A 16,855-nucleotide genomic window follows, 5' to 3' on the forward strand; every position below is an offset into this window, starting at 1 on the left:
TCAGCCCTGCTGCGCTCCGTCCTGCGCCTTCGCCAGCGCCGGCATCAGGGCGCTGACGTCCTGGTCGGCGTTCGACAGGACCACGATGTCGACCCGCCGGTTCAGGGCGAGGTCCTGGTCGGTGCCGCCCTTCGCCAGCGGCCGGCTCGACCCGAACCCGACGCTCTGCACGTGGTCGCCGGGCATCCCGCCCCGCTCGACCAGGTCGCGCAGGACCCCGGTCGCCCGTGCCGCGCTGAGCTCCCAGTTCGTCGCGTACGGGGCGGTCGAGTTCCGCTGGTCGGCGTGCCCCTCGACGCTGACGTCGTGGTGGCTCGTCCGCAGGACCGGGGCGATCGCGTCCATGATCCGGCGCGCCTGGTCGGACAGGTCGGCGCTGTTCGTCCCGAAGTAGGTCTCGCTGCCGACCAGCCGGACGATCAGACCGCGGGCATCGACGGTGAACTGCACGTTGGCGGTCTGGCCGGCCTCGGTCAGGTTCTCCTGGATCGCGCTCTTGATCGCCGTCAGGTCGTCGAGCTCACGCTTCGCCTCGGTGAGGTCCCGCTTCGACGCGGTCGTCGGCACCACGGTCGACGCGGGATCGACGTTCGTGTCCTTCGTGCCCGACGAGGCGGTGGAGTGGTCGGCCTGCGACTTGTCGGTCGAGTAGCCGGAGCCGTCCTCGACCTGGTCCTTCGTCACGACGGTGCCGCTCGCGGTGTCGATCTTCTGCGAGTCGACCTCGCCGAAGCCGGTAGCGAGCGACTGCTTCAGCTGGATGTACTTCTGCTGGTCGACGGTGGACATCGCGAACAGCACGAGGAACATGCACATCAGCACCGTGATCATGTCCATGTACGACGCCATCCAGCGCTCGTCGGGGTGCTCAGCCTCGTCGTGGGACTTCTTCGCGCGACCTCGGCCGCGGCCACGGGGGTTGGCGCTCACCGTCAGGCCGCCAGCTGCTGGTCGTCGGCCGCGTCGGCCTTGCCACCGGCCTTGGCGCCCTTGCCGCCCTTGCCGCCGGTGTCGGCGCGGGCGCCGGGCGGCACCATGGCCTTCAGGCGCTCACCGAGCAGACGAGGCTGGCTGCCCGCCTGCACCGCGAGCAGCCCCTCCATCAGGAGCGTCTGGCGGTCCGACTCGAGCTGGGCGAGCTTGCGGAGCTTGCCGCCGATCGGCAACCACATGAAGTTCGCGGTGAGCAGGCCCCACAGGGTGGCGACGAACGCGCTGGCGATCAGGGGTCCGAGCTCGTCGGGCTTGCCGAGGTTCGCGAGCACGTGGGTCAGCGAGACGACGGTGCCGATGATGCCGACGGTCGGAGCGAAGCCGCCCAGGCCCATGAAGAACGCGCTCGCGCTCCGGGTCGGGGCCGCGTTCGACTCGATCTCGTCCTCGAGCAGGATCCGCAACTCGTCACCGTCGGTGCCGTCCGCGATGTTCTGCAGCGCCTTCTTCATGAACGGATCGTCGTGCTTGTCGGCCTCCTGCTCGAGGGCGAGCAGGCCGTTCGCACGCGCCGTCTCGGCGAGCCCCACGACGTCGTCGATGACCGACGCCGGCGGGGTGACCTTGCCGGTGAACGCCTTCGGCACGGCCTTGAAGCTGGCGATCGCGTCCTTCAGCGTGGTGCTGGCGATGCCGCAGCCGATGGTGGCACCGAACACGAGCAGCATCGGAGCGGGCAGGAAGAGCCCACCGAGCTCGACGTGCTCCATCTGGACCATGCCGAACAGGGCGCCGAAGGCGAGCAGGATCCCGACGATCGTTGCGATGTCCACGTCAGCGACCCCCGTCCAGCGCGCGACCGTGCTGCGTGGAGCGGATGGCGGCGACCGGGGCGAGCGTCGGCTGCGAACCGGTGTTCGTGCTCGCGCGCGGGGCCAGGTCGGTGCCGTAGGCCATGCCCACGATGCGTGCGCGGTACGCGGCGATCAGGTCGATGACGTCGGCCATCGACTCCCGCACGATGTACTTCGCACCGTCGACCATGATCAGCGTCGTGTCCGGCGTCTCCTGGATGCGCTCCACGAGATCGGGGTTCACAGCGAATCCGCTGCCGTTCAGTCGTGTGACGACGATCATGGCCCGTCCTGGTTCTCGATCGTCCCGCCGCCGTCCGTGGGGCGGGATGCGGGCCCGTCCGTGGGCCTGCACCCAGGGCTATCGGCGGATGCGGCGCGTGCGTTAGTGGCCGTCAGTAGCCTGGTTCCGTGATCGATGCCTCGGACCTGCTCGCGCACCCGCGTGGCTGGCGTTTCTGCCTCGAGCTCGTCAGCGGTGTCCAGGACTCCGACGACCCGGCCGCCGTGCAGCTCGGCCACCTGCTCTTCTGGGCGGACTACCACCTCGGCGTCGAACGCGGCGACGACCGAACGCTCTTCGGCATCGGTGCCGCGATCGAACCCGAGCCGGCTCCGGACCTGGCAGCGGTGGCGAGCGCACTCGCGGCGGTGCCCCTGCCGTCCGTGGGCGAGGACGACGTCGTGGTCGCGCTCGAGTCGACTGCGGACAGCGCGCTGTGGTGGCAGCAACCCGATGCGCTGGACGCGCTCCTCGCTCGGACGGAACTGCAGGCCGCGCTCCGGCGGCTCGCTCGGTGGGCGGTCGACAGCCCGGTCGTGCGCCGGCTCTTCGACCCGCAGGGCGGAGCATGGACCGTCGAGTTCGACCAGGACGAGCAGCCCCGACGCCCGGGAGCGGCAGAGGCGCTCGCCGACTGGTCCCGGGAGCTGCGCCGCGAGGACGCCGAGGGGAACCCGGGGGTGACCAGCGGGGTGTGGTGGACGACTCCGCCGTGGCCGCTCGCGCAGCACACGCGAGCGCCGTTCCCGTCCGCCGGGCCGCTGGCGCTCTGGGCAGTCGAGGACTCCTTCGGGCAGGAACGCGCCGTCGTCTCGGCCGTGCCCGCAGATGTCGCCGCGCGGGTGTGCACCGTCGACGGGCCCGACGACTGGGCTGCGCTGTGCCGCCGCTGGCCGCTCGACGTGACACGGACCACCCGGCGGAACGACTGGGCCCTGGCGACCGGACGGCAGGGCGACTGGGTGCTGCCGGACTGGTCCGCGGTGGCCACCGAGTTCGACGTCGTGCACCTGACCGTCGCTGGTTGGTTCCGCACGTCCGGGCTCGCGGTGCGGGTCGACGACGACCGGGCGAGTGTCGTCGCCGGGTGGACGCCGGACTCCGCGTACCGGCTCACCGACCGGGGCGCCGGGGACGACGCCGTCACGGGCGATCCGGAGACCTGGTCGCGTCCCGGCAACGCCGGGGTCTGGCGCCGTCTCAGCTGATCCCCAGCAAACCGCTGCATCCGATCGAGGTGCTCCACCGGTAGTGGGGGTGCGACGTCGAGGACGACGCCGGTGGCAACTCCACCGCGGTCGCACGACTGCCGTCCTCCGACGACCTCAACCATCGTGAGATCGCCGAACGGCTCGAGAGCCACATCCACCGAAGCCTCGCTCGGCTCCGAACACGTCTCGAGGTGATCGAATGAAGCACGTCGACGACGAGACGCTGGCGATGCTCGCGGTCTCCGATCAGGTGGCCTCGGACGGGGTCGCCGAGCACCTGGCGTCCTGCGACCGGTGCCGCGACGAGGTGGCCGCGCTGCAGCGGGTCGCCGCGGTGACCCGGGCGTCCGAGGGCGTCGGGCTGATCGCGCCCCCGGAGCACGTGTGGGAATGGATCGCGGCCGAGATCGCACGGACGCCGCAACAGGCAGCGCGGGCCACCGAACCCGGACCCGGAGCAGGGCGAGCGCCGGGGGCACACGAGCGGCGCGCCAGGGTCCCAGGCGCAGCGCCGTGCGGTGCCTCGCCGTCCGCGTCGTCGCCGTCCGCTCGCGGTCGTGCTCGCTGGCGTCGGCGTGCTCGCCGTGGTCCTCGGCGTCGGTGTGGCGACCGGTGTCGTGCCCGGACTCCCCCGCGGTGACGCCGAGACCGTCGCCGCGCCGCCCCGCTCGTCCGGGACGACCGGCCGCGCCGAACTCGAATGCGCGCTCCGGCGACTCGATCGTCCGTGGCACCCTCAGCGATCCCTGACCTGACCGGACCGTGCGGTCACTCGGACGTGCCGTGTCGCTCGACGCGCGCGAGCAGGTGCCCGTGGAGGAAGTCGTAGGTCCTGGTGAGGGCATCGGTCCGCGTGCTCATCTCGGCGAAGTCGTGGTGGCCACCGTCGACGAGCATGAACTCGTGGGGAACACCCTGTTCTGCGAGCGTCGCGGCGAGGGACACGCTCTGCTCGACGGGCACGACCCGGTCGTCGGTCCCGTGGAGGAGGAACGTCGGCGCAGACTCGGCCGTGATGTGGTCTGCGGGTCGGAACCACCGACTGCCGTCCGCACCGGGTGCCCCGAACGCGGTGTACAGGGGCGCCCCGGGGGCACGGAGCTCCGGTGAGCGGAGCGGATCGTGCATGCCGTACCAGCTGGCGACCGCGCACACCCGCTCCGGTTCCGAGGGAGCGGAGGCGCCGACGATCGTCGCGATGGTCGCGCCGGCGGAGTTGCCCCAGAGCGCGACCGCACCCGGATCCAGGTTGAACGCGTCCGCGTGTGCGCGGAGGAAACGGAGCGCTTCCCGCACGTCGTCGACCGGGGCAGGGAACCGCGCCTCGTTGCTGGTCCGGTACTCGACACTGGCGACGGCGACCCCGCGCTCGGCCAGGGCCACCAGCGCGGGGACGTACCGGGCTCGGTGGACGTTCCGGAACCCGCCGCCCTTGATGAAGACGACCAGGGGCGTCGGTGTCGCGGTCACGGGCTTCAGGAGGTCGAAGTGCAGCTGTCGTCCGCCCGGGAACAGGGCTCCGTCGCGGAACTGCGAGTACACGAGGTCCGTGTACTGCTCCACGAAGCAGTGCGTGGGACTGCCGAGCGCGACGGTGGAGGAGTGTGTCATGCGGTCCGTTCGGGTCGAGTCGGAGAACCGCGGCGACCGCTGGCTGCTCGGTCGTCCGGTCCGGGTGCCAGGACACACCATCTCCCTCGGACGAACCTCCGACCGCCGTCCGACCGCCCCCGTTGGCCCTCCGTTCGCCCGCCATCCGCGCCGACGCCCGGCACTGTCGCAGCTCACGGACCTGCGTGCCTACTCGCCCCCGTACTCGCGGATGGTGATGCCGGAGAAGGTCGCGGTGCCGCCGTCGGAGAACAACGAGATGCCCGTGTCGCCCGTGTCGAAGTTCACCTGGTTCGAGAGGACCGTCGCGCCGTCGTCGACGAACACCTCCACGCTCTGCGTGTCCACGAGGATCCGCAGGTGCGAGGACCGTGTCGCAGGATCGACGGGAGCCGCGGCGCGGGTGTACGGCGAGAGCGCGAACCCGGCACGATCGGAGCGCGCGCGGTCGACGTAGAGGTCGCCACCGGCCGTGCCGATGTTCGTGGACCGAGTGGCGTCAGCGGAGCGTCCGACCGACACCCCGACGTTCGTGGCGTCGGACCACGTCACGTCGAGTTCGATCTCGTAGGCCCGCCCGTCGTAGGGCAGGACCGTGGATCCGTTGACCGACTGGTCAGCGATCGGGACGGTCCGGGTCGCCGCGCTCCGGAGCGCTGCGACGGGCTCGCTGATGAGCGCGTAGCCGCCAGCGGACCGACGGCGCAGCGTGATCTCGCGGACGATCGAGTTCTGACCGTTGTACCCGTCCGAGGCGTCGGTCGGGACCTGCCGGTCGGCGTACTTCCAGTTGTTCATCCAACCGATGCCGTAGCGCTTCGTGTCCGGCGCTTCGACCGCAGGCCAGGTGACGGCCGCGTACCAGTCCCAGCCCCAGTCGAGCCACTGCGGTGTGAGGTCGTTAGCGGTGAAGAAGGTGCCGTCCCACGAGCCGGTCCAGTAGGCGTAGGTGCAGGGCAGACCCACGTTGTAGGCGTCCATGCTGCCGGCCAGGACCCAGTGCGTCGTCCCGTCGTCGGCGGTGATCTGGAACAGGTCGGGGCACTCGATGCCTCCGAGGTCGTGGTCGGGGTAGTCGAAGTTCCGTTGCAGGGTCCAGTCGACGAGGTTCTTCGACGTGTAGAACGCGGCGTACCGCTGCCGCCCGATGACGCAGACCCATTCGCTGCGGGCGGCGTCCCAGGCGACCTTCGGGTCACGGAACCACTCGGCGTTCGAGACCTCTGCGTCGGTGGTCGCTGCGCGGCCGTCGGTGTTGACGATGACGGGATCCGGTCGGGCGGTGAAGGTGAAGCCGCCGTCGGTGGAGAAGAACAGGTACTGCTCCTGGTACTTCCGCACGCCCCCTGTCGGGCGGGTCGCGAGGGCGATGACGGCACCGGCACCGTAGCCGGCGGTGTCGTCGGTGTCGATCAGGGTGCAACCCGTCCACGTGGGCAGGTTGGTCTGCAGCGGGATGACCGTTCCCTCGAAGGTGAAGTCGACACCGTCGGTGGTGGAGACGTGGTCCCAGCCGCCGTCGCCGTTGTCCACGTCGGAGTGCAGGTAGTACAGCTGGTACGCGCCCCTGGTGAACACCGGACGCTGCGGATCGGACAGCCATCCGGCAGGCGGTGTCATGTGGTACCTGGCACGGAGCGAGGTGCCGGTCACTGCGGATGCTGCGGACGGAGCCCCGGGTCGGGACAGTGATGCGGCGCGTGCTGCTTCGCCTGGCGCGGTCGCGGCGAACAGTGCGAGCGCACTGATGCCTGCACCCTGGAGGAGTGCGCGTCGTCGGAATTCAGAGGTCATGGTCCACTCCGGTTCGAGGTCGGGATTGCGTCGGATCGTGCTCTTCGGGAGTCGCTCCCCGCACGGGGATCAGGTCGGTGGCACTCGGCAGATCGGCTCCCCGCCGGGCGACGGTGATCGCCGCGGCACGGGTGCAGACACGTCCGAGTTCCGTGAGGGTCGGTTCGCCGAGCGAGTCGAGAACGGTGGCGTGGTCCCGCAGCTGCCAGACGAGCGTTGCCATGTAGGTGTCGCCCGCTCCGACGGTGTCGACGACGTCGACGCGTTCACCGGGGACCCGTACCCGCTCGGTCGCGGTCGCCAGGAGCGAGCCGGTGGCGCCCGTGGTGAGGACCGCGAGCTGGGCGCCGCAGCCGAGCACGCGATCGAGGACGGCGTCCTCGGACAGCCCCGGGTAGAGCCACGCACCGTCTTCGTCGGAGAGCTTCACGACGTTCGCCGTCGCTGCACGGTGCTCGAAGGTGAGTCGCTCGTCGGCAGCCGCGCCGAGGAGCGCGGGACGGATGTTCGGGTCGAACGAGACGACTCCCCCGGCCGCCGCGGTGCGTCGCGCGAGTTCCGACACCTTGCTCGCCCCGGGTTCGAGGAAGACGCCGATCGATCCGACGTGCAGCCAGCTCGGCGTGCGTGGCAGCTCCGGCAGGTCCCACTCGACGTCGAACTCGTACGTCGGCTGGCCGTCCGCGTCGAGCCGGACAGAGGCGGAGGACGTCCGGCTGGCTCGGAACGTCCCGTCGACGAGTCGGACGCCGGAGGCCCGGAGGTGATCGGCGATGCGGTGTCCTCGGACGTCGTCCCCGAGCCACGTCGCGAACTCGACCGGTGCACCGAGCCTCCCCAACCCGAGTGCCACGTTCGCCGGGCTCCCACCGGGTACCTCACGCTGTGATCCGTCGTGCACGACGTCGACCAACGACTCGCCGGCAACGGTGATCAGGGGCCGGGTCATCTCGGACCCGCCACCGTCACAGCGCTCCGCAGGTCCCAGACCGACGCCTCGGGAGGAGCTTCCACAGTCCAGGGTGGTGCCTGCTCGGGGTAGACGCGCGTCGTGACGGATCGGCCGGCGCTGGTGAAGACCTCGACGACGGACCCGTCCACGAACACCCGCACCGCCGGCAGCTCGCTCCGCGGTCCGAACGGCGCCCGGACCACGGCAGGGCTCGTGTCCGCGCGAGTGTCCCCGCTGGCACGACTCCGATCGACGGTGAGGGTGTCGGCCTCCAGGTCGACACGGACGTCGAGGTACTCGGCCTCCGAGAACCGGAGACGGACGACGCCGGTGACCGGGGTCGGGAGCACGATCTCCACCTGCGCGCCGATCGTCGCCCCGTGGCCCGGACGCGACGTGCCTGCTCGCAGTGACTCCACCGCGGGGTGCGGTGCACTCGCGAGTCGTCCGTCGGTGAGCCACACCCTCCTGGGCAGGGAGACGGCACCGGACCAGCCCGCCTGCGCGGTCGCCTCCAGAGGACGACCTTCCGTGACCCACCCGAAGAGCACCGCACCCCACGACCCGGTCCGCATCACGGACGGCGCGTAGAAGTGCTGCCCGTGGTCGACCCGGTCGGGGTGCAGCGTGCCGGTCAACGGGACCGCGATGACCTCGCCCGGTCCGTCCTCGTGTGACCAGGACGCCATGAGGGCGACGTCGGTGCCGTCGACCGTGAGGATCTGCGGGCACTCCCAGCCTGCGCCGGTGTCGATGCCCTCGACCGTGGCACGGGTCATCGCGACCAGGTCGCCGGCGGACGCCCAGGTGACGCCGTCGGCGGATCGGTAGTGACGGACCGCCGCGGTCTGGTTCGCAGCCGCTGCTCCGACAACCATCGACCAGCCGTCCTCGTCCTGCCAGACGAACGGGTCGCGGAACATCGTGATCCCCTCGTCGGCCGCCGGGTCTGCCACGACCGGGACGGGTGGACCGAAGCTGGTGCCGCCGTCGGAGGACTCGGCGAGGAGCACCGACTGGAACGGGCTGTGGTCGACCTTGCCGGAGTAGTACGCGCGGACGACGTCGTCGTGGAGCACCGTGTTGCCCGACCACGCGCCCCCGGAGTCCGCGCCCCCGGGGACGGGGACGATCGCGGGCCGGTGCAGGCTCCAGTGCACCAGGTCCTCGCTGGTGGCGTGTCCCCACTCGACCGGGATCTCGAGGTCGACGAGCGGCCTCGACTGGAAGTACAGGTGCGCCCGTCCGCCGATGTCGATCGGTCCGTTCGGGTCGTTGAGGTAGCCACGGGGCAGCCGGACGTGGAACTGCGGGAGGTGGTGGTCGGTCATCGGGAGGACCCAGCCGTGACGCCCTCGATGAAGTACCGCTGGGCGAAGACGAAGAGCAGGACACTCGGGATCATCGTCAGCACCACGCCCGCGAGGACGACCGAGATGGACCCGGTCCCGAGGTTGCCCTGCAGACCGACCAACCCCAGCGGCAGGGTGAACGTGTCCTGCTGGTTGAGGAAGATCAACGGCCGGTAGTACTCGGCCCAGAAGCCGGAGAAGTTCAGGATCGCGAGCGTCGCGATCGCGGGGCTGGCCATCCTGGAGTAGACGTGCCAGAACACGCCGAACTGGCTGGCACCGTCGATGCGCGCTGCTTCGCCGAGCTCCTTGGGCATCTGCATGAAGTACTGCCGCATCAGGAACGTGCCGAACGCGCTCCCGAGGGCGGGGACGATCAGGGACGCGATCGACCCCGTCAGCCCGATGTCCTTGAGGATGACGAAGACCGGGATGATGATCGTCTGGATCGGGACCATCATCGTGGCGAGGAAGATCCCGAAGACGGTGTTCTTCCCCGGGAAGCTGATCATGGCGAACGCGTAGCCGGACAGGGTGCAGGTGACGGTCTGGCCGACGACGATCAGCAGTGTGACGACGACGCTGTTGAGGAAGAACTGGCCGATCGGGATCTGGTCGAAGACGGCCGCGTAGTTGCTGAAGTCCCAGGACAGCGGGAGCCACTGCGGCGGGTTGTCGAAGGACTCAGCCGGCGTTCGGAGGGACGTCGTGAGCGTCCACAGCAGCGGCCCGAGGGCGAACACGGCAGCGACGATCAGGATGACCAGGCCGACGATGCTCCCGACGGTGGCGACCGGACGTCGCCGGCGCACGATGTGGTCGATGCTCGGTTGTGCCACGGTTTCCGGGCTGTGCAGTGGATCGAACGTCTGTGTGGTCGTCATTGGTAGAACACCAGCTTTCGTGCGGCGATGAACTGGACGGCGGTGATGATCCCGATGATGACCAGCAGCAGGATCGCGATGGCGGAGGCGAATCCGAACTGCAGGTTCTGGAACCCGGCCTGGTACATCGAGATGGTGGCCGTCGTCGTCGCTGTACCGGGCCCGCCCTTGGTCATGATGAACGGTTGGTCGAACAGCTGCATGGCGTTGATCATCGCGATGACGGTCGCGAACAGGATCGTCGGGCTGATCAGGGGGATCTTGATCTGGAAGAGTGTCCGCCACGGGCCGGCGCCGTCGATCGAGGCGGCTTCCTGGACGTCCACCGGGACCGCCAGCAGCGCGGCGACGAACAACACGAACGTGAAGCCGACCTGTTGCCAGACCACGACCATCACGATCGTGACCTTGGCCCAGAACGGGTCGTTCAGCCAGTGCGCCCCGGGGAGGCCGATCTCGTTGAGGTAGTAGTTGATGAGGCCGAACTTCGTGTCGAAGATGTAGCCCATGAAGATCGACACTGCTGCTGTGGACGCCAGCAGCGGCAGGTAGAACGCGGTGCGGAAGAACACGCGGGTGGTGTTGCGCTTCCGGTTGTTCGCCAGCACCGCCAGCAGCAAGCCGAGCGAGATCTGCAGGACGACGATGGCGAGAGCGAGTCCGATGGTGACCCCGAAGGACGCGAGGACCGGCCCGTCGGTGAACAGTCGGACGTAGTTGTCCAGGCCGACCCACTCGGGACTGCTGATCACGTCCCACGAGGTGAACGACAGGCCGAGTGAGGCGAGGATCGGGACGAGGGTGAACACGGCGACGAACACCACCGCGAGCCCGATCATGAGGAAGCCGAACGTGGACTCACGCCGACGGGCACGTTTCGCCGCCGGCCGGCGGGCTGCGACCTCGGCCGCGCGCTGGGTGCGTCGTTCTGTCGTTGCGGTCATCACGATGCCTGCGCTGCGGCCTGCTCGATGTCAGCCTGTAGACCGTCGAGCGCCTTCTTCGCGTTCCCCGACGAGATGGCCTGCGTGGTCCGCTGGTTGAGGGCCGTCGCGAGGGCGTTGTAGTACGGCGGTGCGGAGATGGGCACCGAGTTGTCGAGCTGGTCGTAGAACACCGACCAGTGCTCCGGCCCCGTCGTGGAGTACCGCTCCGCGGTCATCAGCGACTTCTGCGCGGGTGTGGTCACGTTGCCCGGCCACAGCGCGTCGAAGCTCTCCGGCTGCACCATGAGCTTGATGACCTCGAACGCGAGGTCCTTCTGCTTCGACGAGTTGAAGATGCCGTACCCGCCGGCGCCGAAGAGCGACTTGTTGCTCTTCCAGGTCGGGAACTCGACGACGTCGAAGCTGCCGTTCCGCATCCCTGCGTTGTGGAGACCGCCGGCCCAGAAGCCGCCGCCGATCGTCATGCCGATCCGGCCGGAGGACATCAGGCCCTGGAGGGTGGCACCACCGCCGACGTCCGGCGAAGGGGACGCGCCGGACTTCTGCAGCTCGATGACGTACTCGAGTGCTTCGACCGCTGCGTCGGAGTTGGCGGTCGGGTCACCCCACTTCCAGCCGCCCTTGCGACCGGTGACGCCGAGCGGGTTGTCGGCGAACGCCTTGCTCTTCCACAACCAGTCGCCACCGGAGTACTTGCCCTCCTGCAGCAGGTTGCCGTCGTTGGCGTACAGGAACGAGGTCCAGCTGCCCCAGAGGCGCACGACCCAGTCGAACGCGTACGTGCCGGAACCGATCTTCGCGAGCCGTTCTGCGGAGGAGTGGAAGTCGTCCATCGACCAGTCGGCCGCGGGGCGCGCGAGGCCGGCCTTGTCGAAGAGTTCGGTCGAGTAGAACATGCTGCCCGCGTTGAAACTGTCGGGGAGCGTGTAGAGGTGGCCCTGGTACATCGTCGACTCGATCAGCGCCGGATGGGCACCGCTGAAGTACGCGTGCAGATCCGACAGGTTCTTCGTGACGAGGTCGTCGAGCGGGGCGAGCAGGTTCTTCGACGCCAGGAGCTGCTGGCCTTCGGTCGCCACGCTGACGATGTCCGGGACGTCGCCCGACGCGACCTGCGTCAGCACCTTGGCGAGGAAGTCGTTCCAGTCCGTGCCGTTGATCGCCGTGACCTCGAGACTCGCCTTCTTGTCCAGTTGCTTGATCTTCGGCTCGATCGCCTTCTGCAGCGCTGTGGCGGCGCTCTGCTCCCCGAAGTAGAGCATCTTCACCGTCCCCGTGTCGCTGCCTCCGCCAGCCGTCGAGCACGCCGCCAACGACCCGATGCCGGCCAGCGCGAGCCCGGCCCCACCGAACTTGAACAGCGTGCGCCGGTTGATGGGAGTGCTGAATCCATTCGTCACGGTCGCTCCTCTCTGAGCGATGATGACCCCGCTCCACGCCGGGCCAATACGTATTTGTGAGGCGATCGTACACAGCGGGCACCGGGGAGGCAATACGTATTTGCTTCTGGCATGATGAGCGGGACGAAGGAGATCCGATGGCGAGCCGAGAACGCACAGCGCAGTCGCACCGCGTCACGATGAAGGACGTCGCACGCCGTGCAGGGGTGTCGCAGCCGACCGTGTCGTTCGTGCTCAACGACCGTCGGGACGTCTCGATCGCTGACGAGACCCGTGCCCGTGTGCTCCAGGCCGCGAAGGAACTGGACTTCCAACCGAACCGGGCTGCGCAGTCGTTGCGCTCGAACCGCTCGTACACGGTCGGCGTCATCGCTGACCGGCTCGTGTCCCAGCCGTACGCCGGGCACATCGTGCTCGGTGTGCAGCAGGCGGTGCAGGAGGCCGGGTACGTCTGCTTCGTGGTCGAGACCGCCCAGACCACCGACGGCGGCAAGGCAGCGGTCGAGAACCTCGTCCGGCAGGGTGTCGCCGGCCTCGTCTACGCGGCGCCCGGACCGGAGTACGTCACCCCGGTCGCAGGTCTCGACCGTGTGCCCACCGTGTTCGTCAACTGCTTCCCGCCCGGCGACACCGACGCCGTGACCGTCCTGGCCGACGAGTTCCAAGGCGGCCGTGACGTCGCCGCCGCGGTCTTCGCCGCCGGCCACACCAGGGTCGCGTTCCTCGGAGGCCCTGAGGACGACTACGCCTGCCAGGAGCGCAAGCGTGGCCTCGAGCGCGCCGCCGCGGATGCAGGGATCGCTCCGGACTCCATCCGCGTCGAGTTCGGGACCTTCCAGGTGGGTTCGGGCTACGACCTCGCGATGGAGGTCCTGACGACCGAGCGGCCGACCGGGATCATCTGCGGGAACGACCGCATGGCGGTCGGCGCACTGATGGCGGCGCAGTCGCTCGGCATGCGCTGTCCCGAGGACGTCAGCATCGTGGGGTTCGACGACCAGCCGGACCTCGCCGATCAGATGCACCCACCGTTGACCACCGTCGCGCTCCCCCACCAGCAGATGGGTTTCGACGCCGGAACCCTGCTGCTGGCGGAGACGGAGCAGCCCGGTCGGCACCTCGTGCCGTGCGGGTACGTCCCTCGGAGCTCACTCCAAGCTCCCCGACCCGAAGGAACCTGATTGGCCGCCACACCCAGCACGCACTTCCGGCCCCCGAACGGCTTCGTCGGGGACGTGATCCCGTTCGAGCACGACGGCACGGCGTGGTTGTTCTACCTGCTCGACGAGCGTCCGGGTGTCCCCCCGCTCGAGCGAGCGACCGGGATGCCGTGGGGAGCCGTGACCACGACCGACTTCGTCGGGTTCGAGAGCAAGGGCGTGGTCCTGCCTTCGGGCGGCGCCGATGCCAGCGACTTCGACTGCTACACCGGAAGCGTCGTGCAGGACGACGCCGGCACCCTGCACCTGTTCTACACCGGGCACAACCCGCGGATCACGACCGAGGTCGACGGCGTCACCAAGGATGCCCAGGTCGTCTGCCACGCGACGTCCTCGGGTGATCTCACGGACTGGACGAAGCACCCCGGATGGGATCTCCCCGCACGCGCCGGGTACTCGCCCGAGGACTGGCGCGACCCCTTCGTGTTCCGTCCGTCTGCCGAGGGGCCGTGGCAGATGCTCCTGGCAGCGCGTCGACGCGACGAACCGTACCGACGATCCGGTCTGGTCGCGCGACTCGAGTCCGACGACCTCGTGACCTGGCGCGACGCGTCACCGCTCTGGGAACCCCACCGCTTCATCACCCAGGAGTGCCCCGACGTCTTCCAGTGGGGCGGATGGTGGTACCTCGTGTACTCGGAGTTCTCGGACGCGTTCTGCACGCGCTACCGCATCGCGACGTCCCCGGACGGGCCGTGGCTCGCTCCGGCGGACGACACCGTCGACGGGCGCGCGTTCTACGCCTCGAAGACGCTGGCGCTCGACGGCGAGCGGTACTTCGTCGGTTGGATCGCGTCGAAGGAGGGCGACCGCGACGACGGGGCCTGGCAGTGGGCCGGGACCATGGCCACCCTCCAGGCACACCAGCGGGTGGACGGGTCGTTGCGCTTCGACCTGCCCGAAGCCGTGAAGGCCGCGTACTCCGACGAGGTCGACGTGACCTCGGCCTTCCAACCGCGCAACGGCTCAGATCCGACGGTCGGTGCCGGCGCCGCCACGCGGTACGCGTCGTGGGTCGGTCCGGAACTCCCCACGGAGGCGCTGGTCAGCATGGACATCGACCTCGCGGCGGACACGAAGTCGCTCGGACTGCTCCTGCGCACCAGCGACGACACCGAGGACGGCTACGCACTGCGTCTCGAACCCGATCGGAACCGGCTCGTCCTGGACCGGTGGCCGCGCGGCAGCACCGGCACCGAGCAGTGGCAGATCCTCGGTGACGTGCCGCACGCCGTGGAACTGGAACGTGCCGTGCAGCTCGCCCCGGGCACGCACCGGGTCGACGTCCACCTCGACGGCGACGTCTGCGTGGCCGTGGTGGACGGCAGCGTCGCTCTGAGCACGCGGCTCTACGACCGGCCCGCCGGTCGGGTGGGGCTGTTCGTGCAGGACGGCGCCTTCACCCTCGAGCGGTTGACGATCCGGACGCGCTGACCCCGGCACGAGCACCGGAGCGCGCACCAGCACCGGAACCAGCGGGCACCGGCACCAGCACCAGCACCAGCACCAGCACGGGCCGTCAGCGCAGGATGCCGAGCGCCCGGGCCTCGGACACCGCGGCGGTGCGGGAACCGACGCCGAGCTTGGAGAACACGTGCACCAGGTGTGACTTCACGGTGGCGTCGGTGATGTGCAGGCGTGCCGCAACATCGACGTTCGAGGCGCCCTCGGCGACGAGCCCGAGGACCTCGATCTCGCGAGCGGACAGGCTGACCCTTGGCGCACGCATCCGTGCCATCAGGCGGCTCGCGACCGCCGGTGCGAGGGCGCTCTCACCGGCGGCTGCGGCGCGGATCGCGGCGAGCAACTCGTCGGGTGGCGTGTCCTTGAGCAGGTACCCGCTGGCCCCCGCTTCGACGGCGCCCAGGATGTCGCCGTCGCTGTCGTAGTTGGTGAGGACCAGGACGTACGGCGCGGCGTCGGTCGACCGGATCTGCCGGGTGGCGTCGGCACCGGTGCGGTCCTGCCCGAACTGCAGGTCCATGAGCACGAGGTCCGGGTCCACGGACGCCACGAGGGCGGCGGCTTCGTCGGGGGTCGCGGCCTCCCCGACGACGTCGATGTCGACGGCCCCGTCGAGGAGTGCGCGCAGGCCGGCGCGGACGACGGGGTGGTCATCGGCGATGAGGAGTCGGATCACGGCTCACCGACCTCCACGGTCGCGGTGATGGTGGTGCCGTGCCCGGGTGCGCTGTCGATTGTGAGACGGCCACCGAGCTGGTCGACGCGTTCACCCATCGCGCGGAGCCCGAACGCGTCGGACGTGCCGGAGCGGGTGCCGGTGTGGTCGGGGTCGAACCCGGTGCCGTCGTCCTGCACCCGCAGGGACGCGTGCGTCGCGGTGACGTCGAGGGTGATGTCGACGGTCGTGGCGCCGGCGTGCTGGGCGACGTTCGCCACGGCACCCTGGGCGATGCGCAGCAGAGCGGTCTGCACGTCCATCGTCAACTCCGACGATTCGGGTGCTGCGGTCACGGTGATGCCGAGTCCCTCGCGGTGCCACTGGTCGCTGAGGCGGCGCAGCGCCGCGGGGAGTCCCGCGTCGAGGGACGGCGGTGCGAGCTCCCGGATGAACCGCCGGGTGTCTGCGAGACCGTCGGCCGCGGTGGCGCGTGCGAGGCGGATGTGCTCGATGCCCGGGCGGTCGCTGTCGGCTGCTTCGGCGGCGTGGAGGAGCATCTGGATGCTCGAGAGGTCCTGCGCGACGGTGTCGTGGATCTCGCGTGCCAGGCGGGCGCGTTCGGTGAGGACACCCTGCTGCCGTTCGGTCGCGGCGAGTCGGTCGCGGGTGGCGAGCAGTTCCGCCAGGAGTGCCTCCCGCTCGACGGACTCACGGGCGAGCGCGCGGTAGCCGAGGCCGATGAGCAACGCGACCCCGGCACCGACGAGGGGGCCGATCACCCCGCCCACGGTGAATCCGCCGTGCAGGCCCAGGGCGAGGACCGCGATCAGGGTGGCTGCGACCACTGCGGCCGGCCCGACGATCCTTGGCAGGACGTGCAGGTAGAGGAAGAACAGCGGGAACACCAGGTACGCCGCTTCCGGCACCAGGACGAGCAAGGCCACCCACACGGCGGTCAAGGCGGTGATCCAAGCCGCACCCACCACGGCTCGGCGTGTCTCCGGCGCGGCGGCGACACCGGCACCGAGCAGGTAGAGGACCGCGAACCCGACCACCAGGGCGATCGCCGCCCACATGGTCGGGTCGCGGACGACGAGGACGCGGACGACCACGAGCGCCACGAGCGCGGCGAACAGCACGTGCAGTCCGGTGCGGAGCCCGACGAACACGGGCGTGAGGGTGCTGTGTGCCATGTCCGTTGCAGCGTACGGCGGCCACGGCCCACCTGGCATCAACCAGAAGTCGGACGAGAGCAGTCAACCTCCCGGCGATGGCACCGCGACCGGCGACGG

General features: G+C 69.7%; 16 protein-coding genes. 4 read left to right on the forward strand and 12 right to left on the reverse strand.

Features of this window, described 5'->3' with window-relative positions:
* From BIU95_RS05360 to BIU95_RS05370, 3 genes are read right to left on the reverse strand one after another with little or no spacing between them, the layout of a single operon-like run.
* Positions 1 to 930: a flagellar motor protein MotB gene (locus BIU95_RS05360; RefSeq protein WP_017887438.1), complete on the reverse strand. Its 930-nt coding sequence runs from the start codon at positions 928 to 930 to the stop codon at positions 1 to 3.
* 2 nt (positions 931 to 932) lie between these two features.
* The gene (locus BIU95_RS05365) at positions 933 to 1,766 is read right to left on the reverse strand and encodes a motility protein A (protein WP_042537107.1); all 834 of its coding nucleotides are present in this window, start codon (positions 1,764 to 1,766) and stop codon (positions 933 to 935) included.
* A gap of 1 nt (position 1,767) precedes the next feature.
* Positions 1,768 to 2,070: a flagellar FlbD family protein gene (locus tag BIU95_RS05370; RefSeq protein WP_042537105.1), complete on the reverse strand. Its 303-nt coding sequence runs from the start codon at positions 2,068 to 2,070 to the stop codon at positions 1,768 to 1,770.
* 128 nt (positions 2,071 to 2,198) lie between these two features.
* On the opposite strand from BIU95_RS05370, the gene BIU95_RS05375 reads away from it, so the two are divergent.
* Together BIU95_RS05375 and BIU95_RS05380 are read left to right on the forward strand one after the other, a co-directional pair.
* On the forward strand, positions 2,199 to 3,278 hold the full coding sequence (locus BIU95_RS05375; RefSeq protein ID WP_071250807.1) for a hypothetical protein: 1,080 nt from the start codon (positions 2,199 to 2,201) through the stop codon (positions 3,276 to 3,278).
* A 560-nt stretch (positions 3,279 to 3,838) separates the two neighbouring features.
* Positions 3,839 to 4,036: a hypothetical protein gene (locus BIU95_RS05380; RefSeq protein ID WP_139179668.1), complete on the forward strand. Its 198-nt coding sequence runs from the start codon at positions 3,839 to 3,841 to the stop codon at positions 4,034 to 4,036.
* A 13-nt stretch (positions 4,037 to 4,049) separates the two neighbouring features.
* Here the strand turns inward: BIU95_RS05380 and BIU95_RS05385 are convergent, their stop codons facing one another.
* The 7 genes from BIU95_RS05385 to BIU95_RS05415 form a co-directional block, all read right to left on the reverse strand.
* Positions 4,050 to 4,892 (reverse strand): alpha/beta hydrolase, encoded by an 843-nt coding sequence (locus BIU95_RS05385; RefSeq protein WP_071250812.1) that lies wholly within the window; start codon positions 4,890 to 4,892, stop codon positions 4,050 to 4,052.
* A 189-nt stretch (positions 4,893 to 5,081) separates the two neighbouring features.
* Positions 5,082 to 6,686: a glycoside hydrolase family 32 protein gene (locus tag BIU95_RS05390; protein ID WP_071250813.1), complete on the reverse strand. Its 1,605-nt coding sequence runs from the start codon at positions 6,684 to 6,686 to the stop codon at positions 5,082 to 5,084.
* Positions 6,676 to 7,635: a carbohydrate kinase gene (locus BIU95_RS05395; RefSeq protein WP_083389255.1), complete on the reverse strand. Its 960-nt coding sequence runs from the start codon at positions 7,633 to 7,635 to the stop codon at positions 6,676 to 6,678. The genes BIU95_RS05390 and BIU95_RS05395 overlap by 11 nt, the downstream gene beginning before the upstream one ends.
* Positions 7,632 to 8,969 (reverse strand): glycoside hydrolase family 32 protein, encoded by a 1,338-nt coding sequence (locus BIU95_RS05400; RefSeq protein ID WP_071250814.1) that lies wholly within the window; start codon positions 8,967 to 8,969, stop codon positions 7,632 to 7,634. Before BIU95_RS05400 ends, BIU95_RS05395 begins: the two co-directional genes overlap by 4 nt.
* Positions 8,966 to 9,829 (reverse strand): carbohydrate ABC transporter permease, encoded by an 864-nt coding sequence (locus BIU95_RS05405; RefSeq protein ID WP_231564022.1) that lies wholly within the window; start codon positions 9,827 to 9,829, stop codon positions 8,966 to 8,968. The genes BIU95_RS05400 and BIU95_RS05405 overlap by 4 nt, the downstream gene beginning before the upstream one ends.
* Before the next feature lie 41 nt (positions 9,830 to 9,870).
* A complete protein-coding gene (locus BIU95_RS05410) occupies positions 9,871 to 10,818 on the reverse strand; it encodes a carbohydrate ABC transporter permease (protein ID WP_017887448.1) in 948 nt (315 codons plus the stop codon).
* Entirely contained in the window at positions 10,818 to 12,221 is a 1,404-nt protein-coding gene (locus tag BIU95_RS05415) for a sugar ABC transporter substrate-binding protein (RefSeq protein WP_017887449.1), read from the reverse strand. The genes BIU95_RS05410 and BIU95_RS05415 overlap by 1 nt, the downstream gene beginning before the upstream one ends.
* Before the next feature lie 137 nt (positions 12,222 to 12,358).
* Here BIU95_RS05415 and BIU95_RS05420 point away from each other — a divergent pair, with 137 nt between their 5' ends.
* A complete protein-coding gene (locus tag BIU95_RS05420; RefSeq protein ID WP_071250820.1) occupies positions 12,359 to 13,402 on the forward strand; it encodes a LacI family DNA-binding transcriptional regulator in 1,044 nt (347 codons plus the stop codon).
* Entirely contained in the window at positions 13,403 to 14,875 is a 1,473-nt protein-coding gene (locus BIU95_RS05425; protein ID WP_071250823.1) for a GH32 C-terminal domain-containing protein, read from the forward strand.
* 85 nt (positions 14,876 to 14,960) lie between these two features.
* On the opposite strand, the gene BIU95_RS05430 is transcribed toward BIU95_RS05425, so the two are convergent.
* Both BIU95_RS05430 and BIU95_RS05435 read right to left on the reverse strand, forming a co-directional pair.
* Complete coding sequence (locus BIU95_RS05430) at positions 14,961 to 15,581, reverse strand: response regulator transcription factor (protein ID WP_042537093.1); 621 nt, start codon at positions 15,579 to 15,581, stop codon at positions 14,961 to 14,963.
* Entirely contained in the window at positions 15,578 to 16,756 is a 1,179-nt protein-coding gene (locus BIU95_RS05435; protein WP_017887453.1) for a sensor histidine kinase, read from the reverse strand. The genes BIU95_RS05430 and BIU95_RS05435 overlap by 4 nt, the downstream gene beginning before the upstream one ends.
* Positions 16,757 to 16,855: the final 99 nt, after the last annotated feature.

This window comes from Curtobacterium sp. MCBA15_007 (genome assembly GCF_001864905.1).
Taxonomy (GTDB): Bacteria; Actinomycetota; Actinomycetes; order Actinomycetales; family Microbacteriaceae; genus Curtobacterium; species Curtobacterium poinsettiae.

Coding starts and splice junctions, on each gene's coding strand:
- BIU95_RS05400 (WP_071250814.1), bottom strand. CDS start 8,969: ATGACCGACCACCACCTCCCGCAGTTCCACGTCCGGCTGCCCCGTGGC.
- BIU95_RS05390 (WP_071250813.1), bottom strand. CDS start 6,686: ATGACCTCTGAATTCCGACGACGCGCACTCCTCCAGGGTGCAGGCATC.
- BIU95_RS05395 (WP_083389255.1), bottom strand. CDS start 7,635: ATGACCCGGCCCCTGATCACCGTTGCCGGCGAGTCGTTGGTCGACGTC.
- BIU95_RS05435 (WP_017887453.1), bottom strand. CDS start 16,756: ATGGCACACAGCACCCTCACGCCCGTGTTCGTCGGGCTCCGCACCGGA.
- BIU95_RS05370 (WP_042537105.1), bottom strand. CDS start 2,070: ATGATCGTCGTCACACGACTGAACGGCAGCGGATTCGCTGTGAACCCC.
- BIU95_RS05385 (WP_071250812.1), bottom strand. CDS start 4,892: ATGACACACTCCTCCACCGTCGCGCTCGGCAGTCCCACGCACTGCTTC.
- BIU95_RS05410 (WP_017887448.1), bottom strand. CDS start 10,818: ATGACCGCAACGACAGAACGACGCACCCAGCGCGCGGCCGAGGTCGCA.
- BIU95_RS05420 (WP_071250820.1), top strand. CDS start 12,359: ATGGCGAGCCGAGAACGCACAGCGCAGTCGCACCGCGTCACGATGAAG.